Below are 15,884 nucleotides of genomic sequence, written 5' to 3'. Positions count from 1 at the left end.
TGCGCCAGCGGGCGACGTTGCCTGGACGCAATTTGCTGTTCCCTTCGGTGATCCGGTAGTGCCATGATCAGGCACGCTGTGTCGCGAAACAAGGAACGCCGAATTGGACATCGAAGATCTACAGACATTCGTCGCGGTGGCCGATGCAGGGGGCGTGTCGGCCGCCGCGCGCCGGCTCGGCGTCTCCAAGTCAATCGTCAGTCGGCGGCTTTTCCGGATCGAAGCGGAACTCGGCGTTCAGCTTCTTGCACGCACGACCCGCGGCGCAGCACTTACGGAAGCGGGGATCACGTTCAGGGACCATGCGGCCCGAGCCAGCGCCGAGATCGACACGGCCAGGGAAACGATCTTGCCCAGCGGTGAGTTGCGCGGTCGCCTGAGGGTTGCCATGCCGCTTTCCTTCGGCCCGACCCACTTCGCGCCCGTGCTTGCCGAAATGGCGCAGCGCCACCCGCAGCTCCATATCCATACTTCCTACAGCGATCGCTTCGTCGATCTCATCGCCGAGGGTTTCGATTGCGCGATCCGGGTTGGTTACCTTCAGGACTCCAACCTGATCGCGAAACGCATCGGGCCGATCTATGGGAAGCTTGTCGCCAGCCCGGATTACATCAAAGCGCATGGTTCACCTGAGACGGTGGAGCAGCTCGTCGACCATCAGGCCCTCATGCAGGGAACGGAAGCCTGGCAGTTCATGGATGGCGACAAGATCGTCACGGTTCAGCCGCAGGGCAGGTTCAAGGCCGACAACGCTGCGGCGCTTGCCGCTGCTGCAGCGGCGGGACTCGGCATCGCCTGGCTCCCCGATTGCATCACGCACGACTATAGGGCCTCCGGCGCGCTCGTTCCGGTGATGACACGCTATCCCCCACCTTCGGCCGGCGCCTATGTCGTCCGACCGCCGGGTCAGCACCCCACGCGCAAAGTCCGTGTCCTCACCGAGATGCTGATCGAGCACTTCGCACGAAATCCGGATGTCTGGGGTCTCGACCGTTGAAACACGAACGGGTTGCTGCAGCCGCTGCTTCGCAGCGACGGCAAAAAGTGTAACCTATGTCTCCGGAATTATGTCTCCGGAATAAAGTGGAACCCATGTCCCAAGAATAGACCGAAGAAGGATGGCGCACCACCTCAGGCGAAAATATGAACTATGTCTACTCCATAGCCTTCCCAAGCCTTACTTCATAACACCGAAACGTGCACGTCCAGGTCATAAAGCTTATAGGTGACTTCCTCGGGGCGATCGTAGGGCGCCAGAGAGCCGCCGCCCTTAAACTTGAGCTCGAGTTCCGCCAGAGGATTGGAGATTCGCTTTTGCTCGATCCGCATCCGCGCCACTTCCGGCCATGCGACCCAACAGGCGCGGTCATCGAGGTGGTCATTTAGTGTGAACCGCGCCGCATAGCGCGGAATGATCATAAGTACTGGCGTCTTCGATTCGGATGCTCTGTCGGGCATGCCAAGGGTTTTCGCTACCTGTCTGGCGTTTCGCCCGGCGATCCAACCGGCGACCCGGTCCACCCAGTCATTGGCCTTGAGGAGATTGAGCCTGCGGCTTTCGCGCTCTCTCGGAGACATGCCGTATATATCCGGCCATTTCAATTGAACGAGAGCAAGAGAGCCCGTCTCTCGATCGAGAATGGCTGCATCCACGTCCGTGATATGGCTGCCGTCGTTGCGTCGTAGTGTCATGCCATGATCAGGTACATGGAAGCGCGGCTCGCCAAAGTGCTTTCTCAGGTCATTGCGAAAATACGCTTCGCGCCCATCCACTGCCTTGTCCCAATCGCGCATGTGTCTCAGTCGTAAGGTCCGTACAAGGCCGCAGACTGGATTGAGGAGACCGCCAAACAGAGGAAGCAGGAACCAGCCATCGCCAACATCGATATAAAAAGGAGCTGGAATCTCATGATGGTGCTGCCATGGACCTATTGACTGCGCATCCAAGGCTAAGTGTGAGATCGTATCCTTCGCATAACCGGGACGATCTCCCGCTTCGATCCACACTGCACGGGCATCCTCCTGAAGCACCGGCACCGTCAGCAAATTGCGAATTGATAGAGCGGGAAACCGCGTCATAAGGCGTGAAGCGTAAGCGACGTGGTTGAATACGCGCTCGAGTGATGCGACGCAAATCGCGCGCCATTCGGCAAACGGTCTGCCACCGATCATAGCTTCGTGAGGCAGTGCTTCGGCCTCGACGCAACCAAGAACTTCGATCATCGCGCGTTGACGGTAGACTTCTCTGAGGTCCTGATGGCCTTCGTAACTGATGAACCATCCGTCATGCACGCTGGAAGTGGCATCTAACAAGCCTTCTATATACTTCCTATCGGGTGGTGGATGCTGCATCAGCGCAATGCGGCGCTTGGTTTCGAGTGTCAACCAACGCCCAGCATGTACGTCCATTAATTCCGCGACACCCGCCTGCATCTCTATCCGTATCGTCGTTGCGTCGACCATTTTGCTTCGCGCCAAGCTGTACCGTTCCATGGCGGCCAAGCGCCGCAAGCGGGCAAGGGTGCCGAACTCGAAGAGCATCGAATCGATCCAGTGGGCAACTTGAGGCGTGGACGGGCCAAAGGGTAATCCTTTGCCGCCCTTCATCAATGGCAAGAAGGTAGCTAGAGCAGACGCAACACCGCTTAGAATTAACTGCAACTCGTCCAGAGAGGCCTCATCCAGAGAATCGGGGCCTTCTCCCGAACAGTGCATAATATAGGCCGCGTAATCAGCGGCGCGGACAATCTCGATGACGGCTTCGCGTTCAAGTCCATTCCACGTTTTGCGAGCCTGCGCCCGAAGCTCGTCAAACTTCGTCTGCAAGATAGGTTCGGCAACGCCTGTCATTGGCAAAATCCAATGGAGTTTTGAACTGCTACCAGCTTGACTGGCGGGGACAGTCTGAGTCTGGCGGACGTCGGGCTGCTCAATCTATTCCTATATGAAGACGTAACCGATCCGTGCCGCATGGCCAGAATGTGCTGCACGCAGTGAAGCAGTCGGCATTTCGCGCAAACGAAACCACGGTACGACCCAATCAGGGATCGCATCAATCGGGCCTGCCACCTTGTATCGATAGCAAAAAATCAAAGCGGCATCCTGTGCCGCAAAATCCGGCGCGGGCCAGCGAAGATGGATCAATGGAAGGCAAGCGAATGAATCGCCGTTGGGCTTTCTGTGCGGACCCAGAGCCGCGGGAACGATAAGGCCGCCGACCAGCAACGTATTCACGCGATTGTTTTGAGCCACGTCACACGCTGGCGAAATCTCGACCAGAACCGGCCATGCGTCTTTAAGCCAGTCATGCCATTTTGGTTGAGTGGATTTCAAAGACGTGCAGACGTCCATGAACGATACGAGATCACCGCCATATAGATCGCCGAACCTCCTCACATCGCTCAAACGATAGACAGTCCCGGGCATGAACGGGGTCGTGTCCGGTGACGCCGACGCCGTTAACAAGAGACCGTTCATTTGAGCCGCAAAGTCCGCCGGGGCCGCTTTTGGAGGCTCAGTTGCGAGCCACTTTCCGTGTGCGGCGAGAGCTTTAGTATCCGAATTTTCCAATTGATCTATGAGCAACTGGGTAAGGACGGTGATCAAGTGACCTGGGGCCGTTGCGGCCGAAAGGTCACCTTCTCCTTGTGCCTTCGCGAGACGTTGCATCGCGTCGGTCAGGCTCTCGGTCAATTTTGTTCCGGCCTTGTCGGCCGATACTGCCGCTATTGCGGTCAGTCCTTCGCTGACTCCCATGCAGGCATCCCGCACCGTGGAATCCCATGTCCAAAGTACCTCTACCGCGGCCTGATCGGTGAGCGCTTTTTCGATTTCAGTACGCAATTCACCCGTCCAATCCTCCGGGCGGGCATCCGGCATTGGTTTTGGCATTTCCACGAATATGAGCTTTCCCTTGTATCCCGGCTCTGCCCTCAAAAGCGTCTTTTTGAAAAGTTCGGCCGCAGTTTCATCGCCACCATCCGGCACTTGGGCGTACTTACTCCAGATGACAACGACAATCGGCGCTGTTTGCGTGGACACAAGCTTAGTAAAGACATTTGCGGTGTGGGAGGCCGCCGTCTTTCCTACGGAGTTGTTCAAATGCAGATCGAGAAAAATCAGTTGAAGGCGTTTAAAGGGCTGCGCCGGAAGAGCGGAGATTTCGTTTCCGAGTATATGGATGCAACTGACATAGAGATTGTTTAAGGCGGCAAGGATCGGTCCGTATTCCTTCGGGTCGTCGTCAACGACGCAGACCGAGGGCGAAGCGAGTTGATTTATCATGGTCTTTCCAAGAATTGTAGAGCGACAACCGCTCCGTCAATCTGGTCAGGAAGATCGACATCGCCTGCGCCGGGGAAAACTATCTGCCCCTTGTTTACGCGCATAACCTCGCTGACGATGTACAAGCCAAGGCCCATGCTGCCTGCCCGTCGAGTGAAAAATGGTGCAATCAAGTCTTCAGGATCATCTTTGCCGAAGCCTGGCCCGTTGTCTCCGACTACAATGGCCGGGCCGTGCTCCAGCTCTCTAGTGGTGCCTATATAAACATACTTTTGCTTCGGGCTTCGTATCTCAAGCCAGTGGATGCTGTTGTCAATCAGGTTATTGATCGATGCAATCAGCATTTGCTTGGAGCCTTCAACTTTGAAATCGGGACACCCCTCATCCATGCCGTTTAGCAGGGTGATACGATGTGTCTTCAACCTAAATTCGACGCTGAAAAGCGCCTCCTTGATAAGGACGCCGGCCGAGGTCTTTCCGGGCGTTGGGTTCTTAAGAAGGTTTGTGATCGGGCGCATAGCCCGATACAGTTGATCCACAAGTTCTTTGATTTTTTCAGCATCCGCCCCCTTATTTGTTGCGGCGCGCAGCTCATCCAATATTTTCTCTGCCCCATGCAGCATCATTCCAATCGACAGGCCTGGAACGGCGGCGTGCAAGAGCTGATCGCGATAGATTTCCATTTCCTTTTCAGCGGCCTTCAGCTTCGGCTCGACTTCTGCGAGGACATCTTTGCCTTTGCGTTCCAGCACTTCGCGTACCTCAGCAAGCTTTTCAAAAACCCGCTTGCCGGTACCTTTGCCGAGGACTTCCCGAAGCCTGCGTTGGTCCTTAGTTTTTTCCGCCTCGATTTGCGTGAGCATGTTGATCACCGCGGAGCGGAAATCTTCGAAGGCCTCGTTTTCTATGAACCCTTCGCGGTTCGTCTTTTCCCGTAGGTCACCGCTTTCGGTCGCGTCGAGCCGTAAGGCGCCGAGAATCTGGTTGTTACTTGTGCGGGCAGTCGGCGTGTTGACACGGCGGATGTCGAGATTGAGCCAATCGTTGCCGGGTTCTCCGAAGTCGTAGACTCGGATGCCGTCGCGATAGATACGAATGCCTCCGTTCTCATCCAGATAGTCTTTGAGTCCTTTTACATCGTCGGTTACTTCACGAAGAACCGCGGGATCGCGGTCAAAAAACCAGAAGTCGAAACTCACTTTACCGATCTTATGCTTTGAAAGGTCGAGCGGTTCACTCTTTCTGCTGTTTTGAACCTTCTTCTCCAACGCAACTTTCCTACCCTTTTCTGTTGTTTTCGCGAGTTGCTTTGAATACCCGCGTGGTGGTGTGAAAGTGTAGTCAAACGTTCCGGACTGCGCTTCGAATGATCCCCGTACATGATAGATGGCGCACTTGTTGGCATCTTCGGCGGTGAAGAGATTTTTGAGCCAATCCTCATGATGAGGAATCGACAGCAACACTTCAAAGTCTTCAGGCCCACGGAATGGTGAGCAGAGGCTATTGACTGCGCGGTGAAGGCGTCGGGCCTGACCACGGTTCCAGGCCTCTCGCAGGCGGGTTATTTCGAAGCAAGTGCCGTGCTGATTGCCTTTGAATGTTTCCGGATCGCGCGTTTCAAGCTCAATTCCTGCACTTTCCAGATCGTCCGCGTTTTCGATCTTGTCCCAATCAAAATCCAGAATAAGTTCCTCTCCCCCGCGCTTCCGCGTGATCAGGCGGATAGAGCGGCCAAGCTTGTGAGCAGATAGGCGGCCGAGACCTTTTTCCCCGAGTGGGAACCGATGAAATTTCTTGGTGCGCTTATCTTCCTGCCGTTGTAGCGCGCGGAAATCGGTCGCGATCATCATCCAAACGTTGCGCAGTGTTTCCTCGTCCATCCCCACGCCGTCGTCTTCGACGGTGATCGACGCTTTCGACGGATCTGTCGGGTGTTCAAGTGTGACGGCGCAGACGGTAGCATCGGCATCATATGCGTTCTTTACCAACTCGAAGACCGCTAGGTTGGCGTCCTTGATAAGCTGATCACCGAGCAGAGTCAGAAGGCGCGGCCGCACCTTGAAAACCAGCTTCCCGCTCTTACCTTTTTTTCGGACCGCAACGGCCATGGTCACCCTGAAGTAATGGTCTTGACAATCGCCTCCATCACCGGCGGGCAAACGCCGTTGCCGAGGATTTTAATGTTCTCCCGTCGCGTGCCATGGTTCAACAAAAAGTCGGTTCTGAACCCCATGGCTCGTTTCAGTTCCGGTACCTGTAGCATGCGCATCTGGTGGCCGTCATCGCCCGGTTCAACCAGAGCGAAACGATCGATAGTCGTTATGGTTCGCAGAGGGCAGTCCAATCGTTGCCAACCGCCGCCGCCGTCCGTTCCATAGTAGACTAGTAAAAAGCTTACACCTTTACCCACTTCCGCAAAGGCCCTTTCGGCCCGCTCCAGTGTTGGCTTTGCCCGCCTCGGGCTGAAAAGCTGTGTTGTCTCCCAGGTACCCGGCGGGTCGAGGATATCACTGACGATCCTGCGCTTGCGGCGCGGCCGCTTGATTGCAGTTACAGGCCCCTCAAGGTCACAGACTAGAAAAAGCCGCCGGCGTCTCTGGGGTACCCCGAAGTGGGAGGCGTCCAGGACAAATTCGGTCAGGTGATAACCAATATCCTTAAGCGCCTGCTTAAGTTCGCCGTAGCGAGACCACGGGCGCATATGGACGACGTTCTCCAGGATTAGCCAACGCGGTCTGAACTCCCTGGCAAAGCGCAGGGCTTGCATGGCTGTGGCACGGCTCTTTTCCGACCGCGGAGCCGAACCTTTGGCGCAGGTATGATTGGTGCATTCGGGCGACGCCAGAAGCAGGTCAATGTCCCCGATGGAGTCGTGAAGCTTTCGGGGGTTGATATGTTCCAGCGCCTTTGTGATGGTAATGGCCTCAGGGAAATTTTCTTCATAAGTAGCCGTTGCTACTTCACAAAGATCAATACCGCAGACAATTTTGGCTCCGGCGTTGCGTGCACCGTAGCTGCCGCCGCCGCCACCGCTGAAAATGTCGAGTGTCCTGGTCATTCCGCGCCCCAACCGATGAAAACGCGGGCCAGGCTACCAGGTCGGATTTCGTCTGACCAGGCACAAAATGGAGCCAGACTATGGATGTTTTGAATCCACGGCAAAGAAGCCACTGTATGTCCCAGATACGAGGCCGAGACACTAAGCCCGAAATAATACTCCGCAAGGCGCTCTGGTCAGCCGGGCTCCGCTACCGCTTGCATCACCAAGTGACAGGGAAGCCCGATGTTGCTTTCCCCCGGTCCCGCGTTGCTGTGTTTTGTGACGGATGCTTCTGGCATGGCTGCCCGGTCCACAGTGTGAGCCCGAAAACGAATTCTTCTTTTTGGAAAACCAAGATTGAAAAAAATAGAACAAGAGACGAACGGGTTACCGCAATGCTGCGAGATGAAGGATGGACAGTCATCCGGTTTTGGGAACATGACATCAAAAGCCATCCAGTGAAGTTGGCGGGCCATGTTAAACGTGTTCTGAGAAAGGTAACCCGGCGTGGACGCGAGCCGTAAGGAAGAATTGCGGGCAACTGATCTTCTGGTCGATGCCATCCATCAAAGCGGGCGCAACGGAAATGCTTCCGATGATCCGCAGTGCCGGATGGAACCACTTGAGAACCCTTTCGGGCCAAGAGTGTAACCCATGTCTCCGGAATAATCCGTAACCCATGTCTCCGGTATGGACCGCGAAAATTTGGCGCGCCCGAAAGGATTCGAACCTCTGACCCCCAGATTCGTAGTCTGGTGCTCTATCCAGCTGAGCTACGGGCGCGCATTGGGATAAGCGACGGCAGGGCCGTCCGCGGGCGCACTCTCTAATACGGCTTTCCCACAAAGGCAAGCGACGCTTTTCGCGGGGGGCATTCCCGTAAAAAGCGATGGATATCAACGCCTTTTGTCGGGCGTGCCGAGCCCTGCCTTGCGCAGGGCATCGGCCAGGGCGCCGCCGGACGAAGTGTCCTTTCCAGGCCTGGGGCTGGCAGCCATGGCGCGCTTCGGCGCACTGCGGTCGCCGCCGCCGGCCGGCCGCGCCGGCTGGCTGCCCACCTCGTCATCGAGCCTTAGCGTCAGGCTGATGCGCTTCCGCGGCTTGTCCACCTCCAGCACCTTCACCCTGACGATGTCGCCGGGCTTCACCACCTGGCGCGGGTCCTTCACGAAGCTCTTCGACATGGCCGAGACATGCACCAGCCCGTCCTGATGCACGCCCACATCGACGAAGGCGCCGAAGGCCGCGACATTGGTGACGACGCCTTCCAGCACCATGCCGGGCTCCAGATCGTTCAGCGTCTCGACGCCGGCCTTGAACTCGGCCGTCTTGAAGGCGGGCCGGGGATCGCGTCCCGGCTTCTCCAGCTCGCGCAGGATGTCGGTGACGGTCGGCAGGCCGAAGCGCTCATCGACGAAGGCCCTGGGGGCGAGACCGCGCAGCACCGGCGCATTGCCGATCAGGAGCTTGATGTCGCTCTTCGTCGCCTCGATGATGCGGCGCACGACGGGATAGGTTTCGGGATGCACGCCCGAGGCATCGAGCGGGTCATCGCCCCCGTTGATGCGCAGGAACCCGGCGCATTGCTCGAACGCCTTGGGGCCGAGCCGCGGCACGTCCTTGAGACCCTTCCGGCTGGCGAATTTTCCATGCGCGTCGCGATGGGCGACGATGCCCTGCGCCAGGGATTCGCCGATGCCTGAAACCCGCGCCAGCAGCGGCGCCGATGCCGTGTTGAGGTCGACGCCGACGCCGTTCACGCAATCCTCGACCACCGCATCGAGCGAGCGCGACAGTTTGTATTCGCTGAGATCATGCTGATACTGGCCGACGCCGATCGATTTGGGATCGATCTTGACGAGTTCCGCCAGCGGATCCTGCAGCCGCCTTGCGATCGACACGGCGCCGCGCAAGGTCACATCGAGGCCGGGCAGTTCTTCCGAGGCATAGGCGGAGGCTGAATAGACCGAAGCGCCGGCTTCCGACACCACGACCTTGGTGAGCTTGGGAAGGCTGAGCCGCTTGACCAACTCGCCGGCCAGCTTGTCGGTCTCGCGCGAGGCGGTGCCGTTGCCGATCGCGATCAGCTCCACCTTGTGCTCCAGCACCAGCTTGCCCAGGACGGCGATCGCCTCGTCCCAGCGCTGCTGCGGCTCATGCGGAAATATCGCCGTTGTCGCCACCACCTTGCCGGTGGCATCGACCACCGCCACCTTGACGCCGGTGCGGAAGCCCGGATCGAGGCCGAGCGTCGGGCGGGCGCCCGCCGGCGCCGCCAGCAGCAGGTCGCGCAGATTGCCGGCGAAGACGCGCACCGCTTCCTCCTCGGCCGCGGTCCACAGCCGCAGGCGCAGATCGATCGACAGCGTGATGAAGATCTTGGTGCGCCAGGCCCAGCGCACCGTCTCGGCGAGCCATTTGTCGCCCGGCCGTCCCTGGTCGGTGATGCCATATATGCGCATGATGCGCTGCTCATAGACGCTGACCGTAGGCCGCGTCGCCGGATCGTCCTGCTCCACCATGAGGCTCAGCACCTCCTCGCGCTCGCCGCGGAACAGCGCCAGCACGCGGTGCGACGGCATCTTGGTGAAGGCTTCGGCGAAGTCGAAATAATCGCTGAACTTGGCGCCCGCCTCCTTCCTTCCCTCGCGCACTTCGGATTTGAGGCGCGCATTGGCCCACAATTCCTCGCGCAAGGCGCCGATCAGGTCGGCATTTTCGGCGAAACGCTCGATGAGGATGGCGCGGGCACCGTCGAGCGCGGCCGTCACATCGGCGACATTCTTCTCAGGCGAGACATAGGGCTCGGCCACGATCCTGGGATCCTTGCCGGGATCGCCCAGCAGAAGATCGGCCAGCGGCTCGAGTCCCGCTTCCTTGGCGATCTCGGCCTTGGTGCGGCGCTTCGGCTTATAGGGGAGATAGATGTCCTCGAGCCTGCTTTTGCTGTCGGCTGCCATGATCTGCGCTTCCAGCGCCGCATCGAGCTTGCCTTGGTCACGGATGGACGAGAGGATGACCTTGCGCCGTTCCTCCAGCTCGCGCAGATAGCGCAGCCGCTCTTCCAGCATACGCAATTGCGCGTCGTCCAGCGATCCCGTGGCTTCCTTGCGGTAGCGCGCGATGAAGGGCACGGTGGCGCCGCCATCGATGAGATCGACCGCGGCCTGGACCTGCTCTCCCTTGACCTTGAGTTCGTCCGCAATGCGCGCCTGGATGGAAGGAAGCAAGAAACACCTCGTCAAGTGGATAGGGGGAAGCTTGCCGCCATATCAAGGCGCTTCCTTGATTCTTCAAGTGACGCGAGCAGATTGCACACACAACCCCATCTGTCATCCCGGCGAAAGCCGGGACCCCCTGAATAAGACCAACCGGCAATGGCTCGTCATTTTCCGACAGCCTAATGGATCCCGGCTTTCGCCGGGATGACGGAGAGTGGGGAGTGCCGTCGCATTCGCGCTTGCACCCAACATGCGATTTACTTCGCCAGCTCCGTCAGTCTGGTCTTCGCCATGGCCGCATGCGCACCATCCGGAAACTCCACCAGATAGGCTTGCAAAAGGCGCCGGTCGGCCGACAGCCCAACCCTGTTCCACAACGCTTCGTCCAGGAACGCCCGATCGACGGCGGGCCCTCCGCGGAATGTGCGGAATTGCGGCGCGGTCGGACGCGAGTCACTGCGGTCATTCGCCGACTCGTTTTCCAGGATTGCCCTTGCCACGATGGCTCTTGCATAGACATCGCCATAGAGTCGCCGCTCGTCGCCTTTCGCCATATCCAGATTGCCCAGCGCGATGTCATAGGCATCGAACGCTTTGAGCCAGGCCCTTTCGGCAAAATGGGCGTCGCCCAGAGCGGTCATGAGCTGCCAGGGTCGGGAGATTTCGGACAGCGTCTGAAGCTCGCGCGATGCAAGCGGGCGGCTTTCCGCTGCCGCCTTTTTCTCGATATCGCCCAGCGCGGCCAGCGTCAGATCCCGCGCCAGTCGATAGACATATTCGCCGCGACATCCGGAATTCGCCATGGCCCGCCGCGCAATATGCTTCAGCGTGGCGAGATCGGATCGCTGGGCAGGCGATGCCAGCAGCCGCTGCGCATCGGCATCGACCTCGCTGCAGGTCTCGGCCAGGGCTTCTGTGGAAAAGAAGAGCAGCAATGCTGTCGTGAAAGCGCGGTTCAGCCCTTTCATTCTTGAGCGGCTATTTCCGGCCGCCGCAGGCCCTGTTCGAACGCTGCCATGGTGCATTGTGGTGGATGGATTACATCATATTGTATGGTCCCGGTCACCAAAGCGCCGGGGCGATCGGTTCAGACGTCGCAGCGCGGCACCGGCCGGTCGGCCTCATTCGGCCCGCATCAGGCGTGACCCGGCTGCGGCGCAATCGGCGCCCAGCAGCAATTCGGTCAGGTCGTGGTAGCGCTGGCCGTCAAGGCCGGTGAGCTCGCGGATCCGCTCGATCCGGATATAGATCGTGTTCGGGTGCTTGCCGAGGAGGCGGGCCGCCTTCTGCACATTCATGTCGGCGTCGGCCACGGCCCGCAATGTCTGGACGAGGGCGCCCGAGGCTTTCGTGTCCGCGGCGATGAGGGCTGCGACCCAGTTGGGCGGCGCTGACTTGATATAGTCGGTGCCGCGATGCACCAGGAGGCCCCGGATGGGCAGCTTGGCGAATTGCACCACGCGGTTGTCGACGCTGGCGAAATCGAGCGCGATCGTCGCCTCATGCAGCGCCTTCGGCAGGAACGAGGTCGAGGGATGATCGGCGCTGACGCCGACCAGGACGGCCGGTCCCAGCATGAGCAGCATCGGGTGGATGCGCTCGGCCAGGTTGGCTTGCGGCGCCGTCCAGCCGGATTGCCGGCGGCGCGCCGAGATGACGGCGACCACGGCATTGTTGCGGATGCCGGCCAGCATGCGGATGGACGCCGCCTGCAGCGTCGCCGACAGCGCAGTCACGATGCGCTGCGCCCGGGCGGCACTTTCCATCTCCGCCGCATTGATGGGCTGCACGGTGGCGATGCAATAGGCCTGGCGCTGCTCGAGATAGCCGGCGCGTTTCAGAAGCCTGGCCACGCGGCCGTCGGCTTCGTCATAGCCGTTGAGGAGGATGTTGAACAATTCGCTGCGCCGGTCGCCTTCTTCTTCTGCCAGCGCGCGGATGCGATCGACATAGTTGGCCGTGGCGATGGCGCTCACGGTATTCGTATATTCGGCGATGAAGTCGACCACGGCGGGGAGAGCGTCCAGACCAGACACGCAGGCGGCATCGCCCAGCCACTGCGCCAGGATGCGCTGCAGGCACCGATGGGCATTGAGGCCCGCTTCGAGCGGAAAGCGCTGCGCCGCCCAGCGCTCGGCTTGCGCCGTCACGAATCCGAAATCGCCGATCTTGCCGCCGCTCGTGAGCCGCCGGATTTCCTCGAGATGCTCGGCCCCATGCCGGTCGAGCTCCGGCAGCACATCGGGATTGCCTGAGCTGGAGAAAGCCGGAACCTGCGCCAGCACGGCCTCGCGCAGAAGCCTGCGCGTGCGGTCCATTGTGCGCCCGAGGGCGGCGCCGGCTTGTGGGACGAGGCCCGTCTCGCCGAACCGGGCCAAAGCGTGCCGAAGGGCCTCCGGCCCGGGATCAACTGTCATTGTTAAGTCTTCACAGCAGAATAGCCCAATTTATCGGAAATTCTGCCATGTTCAAGGGCATGGATTAGGGATAGTCGACATTCCGGGATGTGAAACCTGACAATGAAGGAGCAGTGCAATGGCGAAATACCTGTTTGTTTTTCATGGCGCGAAGGCCCCGGCGGATCCCGCCGACATCCAGAAGACCATGGATGCCTGGGGTGCCTGGTTTGGCTCCATGGGGGCCGCGGTGATCGATGGCGGCAATCCGGTCGGTAAATCCTATACCGTCAAGCCGGACGGCTCGCTGGCTTCCGATGGCGGCGCCAACCCGGCGAGCGGCTACAGCCTGATCGAGGCCTCGAGCCTCGAAGACGCCCACCGCAAGGCCAAGGGCTGCCCGATCCTCAAGGCCGGCGGCACGATCGAGATCGCCGAAGCGATCGACATGTAGGGGGTTGCAGCGAGACAAGATGGACAGAGGGGCATGGTTGCGCGCCCCTCTGGCGCGAAATCCTGCGGCGGTGTTACCCGTAAGTTGGTTTGTCGATATTCGGCGGCCCGGCGCTCATAGTGAATACCATGTGGCGCGCGCTTTGCCGTGCTGCAGCACGCGCTTGTCTGCGACCAGCTCGCGCAGACGCACTTTGAGCGTGTTTCGATTGGCGCCGGTGATTGATGCAAGTTGCGCGATCGTCAAGCGTTCCTTCGCCCTCAGTGCTCGGAGGATCTGGATCGATAGTGCCGGCAAATCGGCCTCGTTGCTCCGAGCGACCCGCTCATGGTCCAGTCTCGCCGCAAGGCTATCCTTCTGCTTTTTGAGGCAGCGCAGGAAAAAGCCAGCCCATGGCTCCCAATCCGGCGTTTCACTCTTGAGGGTCGTCTGCGTGCGCCGGAGTGCCTTGTAGTACAGATCCTTGTTTTCCTCGATTACGCGCTCCAGCGAGGCATATGGCACATAAGCATAGCCGGCTCGCAACAAGAGGAGCGTGGTGAGCACGCGCGAGACCCGTCCATTTCCATCTTGAAAAGGATGGATCGCCAGAAACGTGACGATGAAGACGGCGTTGACAAGGAGAGGGTGCAAAGCTTCCTCATCCAGCGCTTTCCGTGTCCAGGCGACGAGCGCCTCCATCTCGTGCGGCGTCTCGAAAGGCGAGGTTGTCTTGAACACGACGCCGATCTCCCGCCCGTCCGCATCGAGCGCCACGACATTGTTGGCGAGCGTCTTGTAGGAGCCGCGATGGCGCGCATCGCTATGACGCAGCAAGGTCTGGTGTAACTGGCGGATATGGTTCTCGGTGAGACGCATGTCGGCGTAGGTCTCGAATACGAGATCCATGGCCTCGGCATACCCGGCCACTTCCTGCTCGTCACGGGTCTTGAAGGACTTGATGGAGATTGCCCGCGAGAGCAGGTCCTCTACCTCGGCGTCTGACAGCTTCGCTCCCTCGATGCGCGTGGAGGAGCCGATGCTCTCGATGGTCGCCACCTTGCGGAGCGCGTTGAGGCGGTCCGGCGAAAGTGTCTTGAGGGCCTCCCACCTCCCTTTGAACTCATCGATTTCTGCGATGAGCTTCACGAGATCGGGACCGAGTATGAGCTTGGGGTCCCTCATGTCCACGGCACTCTCATATCCGATTTCATACCCAATAATACCCGATTGGACCCGATTTTCCACCTCGCCATGGCTGCCAGCTTGCGCGGTCAGCTGCTGCCTCACCGCTTGGTTTTGCACAGATTGACGTTATGAATCATATGGATTGCTAATTTCCGACTAAAATAGTAGGAAATTCTCCGGCCGGCTGGGAATAGCCAAACAGAGCTGAGCGGGGAGAGTGGAAATGCGCCTTAAGAAGTGGGCAAGCGGACTATTTGGACTGATGGGATGTGCCGCCTTGGCGGCGTTGCCGGCTCTCGCCGACCCCGTGACGATCACCGACATGACCGGCCGCACGATCACCCTGGCGAAACCGGCCGAGCGCGTCATCGTCTTCCCGGTTCCCTGGGCCTCCACGGTGATCGCCCTTGATGGCGGCACGAAAAGGCTGATCGCCATGCATCCTGAATCGAAGCTGGCGATCGAGGAAGGCATCCTCGGACAGTTCTTCCCGGCCGCGCATGACATTCGCAGCGACATCATCGCCGGCGGCGCTTCCAAGGGCTTCATCCCGAATGTCGAGGCGGTGGCGGCGCTGAAGCCCGACCTCGTCATCCAATGGGGCAACCGCAAGGACGATGGCGTGACGCCGCTTGCCAATGCCGGCATCGACACCGCCGCGATCGTCTATGGCGCCGAAGAGAATGCCCGGCAGATCATGACGCTGGTCGCCACCGCCACCGGCAATGCGGACAAGCTCGGCATGCTGATGAAATGGCGCGACGATACGGCGAAGGTCCTGAAGGACGGACTCGCGGGCCTCGCCGATGCCGACCGGCCGAAGGTCGCCTATTTCTTCTACACCACGCCCGAATTCCAGACCGAGGGCAAGGGCTCCTATATGGAGTGGCAGATCAATCTGGCCGGCGGGGTCAATGCGGCGAAGGATATCGACGGCTGGGGCGCCGTCGGGCTCGAGCAGATTGCGGCCTGGGATCCGGATGTCATCCTCCTCGGCTCGTTCGAGCCGCAGGTCAGCGTCGCGAAGATCTATGACGACCCGATCCTCGGCGCCACCAGGGCGGCCAAGGCGAAGCGGGTCTACAAGGTCCCCGTCGGCGGCTATCGCTGGGATCCGCCCAGCCAGGATTCACCCCTGATGTGGATGTGGCTCGCCTCGATCCTGCATCCCGATCGCTTCAGCTTCGATGTCCGCGCCGCCACGGCCGAATGGTATGTCAGGATCTACGGCCATGAACCGACGCCCGAGCAGCTCGACCAGGTGCTGCTGCTCGATATGAATGCCAAGGGTGCGGGCTACGACAAGTTCTCGCGCAAGTGAG

12 protein-coding genes and 1 tRNA gene are annotated in these 15,884 nt (G+C 59.6%); 4 read left to right on the top strand and 9 right to left on the bottom strand.

Annotated elements, in window-relative coordinates:
- Positions 1-103: 103 nt before the first annotated feature.
- Positions 104-997, top strand: a complete 894-nt coding sequence (locus tag DT068_RS25980; RefSeq protein WP_119392814.1) for a LysR family transcriptional regulator — start codon at positions 104-106, stop codon at positions 995-997.
- A gap of 185 nt (positions 998-1,182) precedes the next feature.
- Here the strand turns inward: DT068_RS25980 and DT068_RS25975 are convergent, their stop codons facing one another.
- The 4 genes from DT068_RS25975 to DT068_RS25960 form a co-directional block, all read right to left on the bottom strand.
- Entirely contained in the window at positions 1,183-2,850 is a 1,668-nt protein-coding gene (locus DT068_RS25975; RefSeq protein WP_119392813.1) for a hypothetical protein, read from the bottom strand.
- A gap of 90 nt (positions 2,851-2,940) precedes the next feature.
- Positions 2,941-4,284, bottom strand: coding sequence for a hypothetical protein (locus tag DT068_RS25970; RefSeq protein WP_119392812.1), 1,344 nt, complete (start codon positions 4,282-4,284; stop codon positions 2,941-2,943).
- Positions 4,281-6,392 carry an ATP-binding protein gene (locus tag DT068_RS25965; RefSeq protein WP_119392811.1) on the bottom strand — a complete coding sequence of 704 codons (2,112 nt, stop codon included), beginning with the start codon at positions 6,390-6,392 and terminating at the stop codon, positions 4,281-4,283. The genes DT068_RS25970 and DT068_RS25965 overlap by 4 nt, the downstream gene beginning before the upstream one ends.
- Before the next feature lie 2 nt (positions 6,393-6,394).
- Entirely contained in the window at positions 6,395-7,342 is a 948-nt protein-coding gene (locus DT068_RS25960) for a DNA cytosine methyltransferase (RefSeq protein WP_119392810.1), read from the bottom strand.
- Positions 7,343-7,422: 80 nt separating this feature from the next.
- Between DT068_RS25960 and DT068_RS25955 the strand changes: the two genes are divergently transcribed.
- Positions 7,423-7,848 (top strand): very short patch repair endonuclease, encoded by a 426-nt coding sequence (locus DT068_RS25955; RefSeq protein WP_119392809.1) that lies wholly within the window; start codon positions 7,423-7,425, stop codon positions 7,846-7,848.
- Between the two features lie 182 nt (positions 7,849-8,030).
- Here the strand turns inward: DT068_RS25955 and DT068_RS25950 are convergent.
- The 4 genes from DT068_RS25950 to DT068_RS25935 all read right to left on the bottom strand — a co-directional run bounded on the left by DT068_RS25950 (position 8,031) and on the right by DT068_RS25935 (position 12,962).
- Positions 8,031-8,107 (bottom strand) — tRNA-Arg (locus tag DT068_RS25950).
- Positions 8,108-8,220: 113 nt separating this feature from the next.
- Positions 8,221-10,554 carry a Tex family protein gene (locus DT068_RS25945; protein ID WP_119392808.1) on the bottom strand — a complete coding sequence of 778 codons (2,334 nt, stop codon included), beginning with the start codon at positions 10,552-10,554 and terminating at the stop codon, positions 8,221-8,223.
- Between the two features lie 248 nt (positions 10,555-10,802).
- Positions 10,803-11,570: a hypothetical protein gene (locus DT068_RS25940; RefSeq protein WP_368905213.1), complete on the bottom strand. Its 768-nt coding sequence runs from the start codon at positions 11,568-11,570 to the stop codon at positions 10,803-10,805.
- A gap of 96 nt (positions 11,571-11,666) precedes the next feature.
- Positions 11,667-12,962: a PucR family transcriptional regulator gene (locus DT068_RS25935; RefSeq protein ID WP_162914468.1), complete on the bottom strand. Its 1,296-nt coding sequence runs from the start codon at positions 12,960-12,962 to the stop codon at positions 11,667-11,669.
- A gap of 118 nt (positions 12,963-13,080) precedes the next feature.
- On the opposite strand from DT068_RS25935, the gene DT068_RS25930 reads away from it, so the two are divergent.
- Positions 13,081-13,395 (top strand): YciI family protein, encoded by a 315-nt coding sequence (locus tag DT068_RS25930; protein ID WP_119392805.1) that lies wholly within the window; start codon positions 13,081-13,083, stop codon positions 13,393-13,395.
- A gap of 114 nt (positions 13,396-13,509) precedes the next feature.
- Here the strand turns inward: DT068_RS25930 and DT068_RS25925 are convergent, their stop codons facing one another.
- Positions 13,510-14,664: a Fic family protein gene (locus DT068_RS25925; RefSeq protein WP_368905211.1), complete on the bottom strand. Its 1,155-nt coding sequence runs from the start codon at positions 14,662-14,664 to the stop codon at positions 13,510-13,512.
- Between the two features lie 175 nt (positions 14,665-14,839).
- Here DT068_RS25925 and DT068_RS25920 point away from each other — a divergent pair, with 175 nt between their 5' ends.
- Positions 14,840-15,883, top strand: coding sequence for an ABC transporter substrate-binding protein (locus DT068_RS25920; RefSeq protein ID WP_162914467.1), 1,044 nt, complete (start codon positions 14,840-14,842; stop codon positions 15,881-15,883).
- Position 15,884 lies beyond the last annotated feature (1 nt).

The sequence above is a fragment of the Taklimakanibacter lacteus genome (assembly GCA_003576695.1).
Classification (GTDB): domain Bacteria; phylum Pseudomonadota; class Alphaproteobacteria; order Rhizobiales; family Aestuariivirgaceae; genus Taklimakanibacter; species Taklimakanibacter lacteus.
Note: the sequence above shows the minus strand (reverse complement) of the source record. Positions and strands in the feature narration are given on the sequence as shown.

Bases quoted from the DNA above. Each gene is read 5' to 3' on its own strand.
- DT068_RS25975 (WP_119392813.1), bottom strand. From the start codon at position 2,850: ATGACAGGCGTTGCCGAACCTATCTTGCAGACGAAGTTTGACGAGCTT.
- DT068_RS25970 (WP_119392812.1), bottom strand. From the start codon at position 4,284: ATGATAAATCAACTCGCTTCGCCCTCGGTCTGCGTCGTTGACGACGAC.
- DT068_RS25965 (WP_119392811.1), bottom strand. From the start codon at position 6,392: ATGGCCGTTGCGGTCCGAAAAAAAGGTAAGAGCGGGAAGCTGGTTTTC.
- DT068_RS25960 (WP_119392810.1), bottom strand. From the start codon at position 7,342: ATGACCAGGACACTCGACATTTTCAGCGGTGGCGGCGGCGGCAGCTAC.
- DT068_RS25955 (WP_119392809.1), top strand. From the start codon at position 7,423: ATGGATGTTTTGAATCCACGGCAAAGAAGCCACTGTATGTCCCAGATA.
- DT068_RS25940 (WP_368905213.1), bottom strand. From the start codon at position 11,570: ATGCACCATGGCAGCGTTCGAACAGGGCCTGCGGCGGCCGGAAATAGC.
- DT068_RS25935 (WP_162914468.1), bottom strand. From the start codon at position 12,962: ATGACAGTTGATCCCGGGCCGGAGGCCCTTCGGCACGCTTTGGCCCGG.
- DT068_RS25930 (WP_119392805.1), top strand. From the start codon at position 13,081: ATGGCGAAATACCTGTTTGTTTTTCATGGCGCGAAGGCCCCGGCGGAT.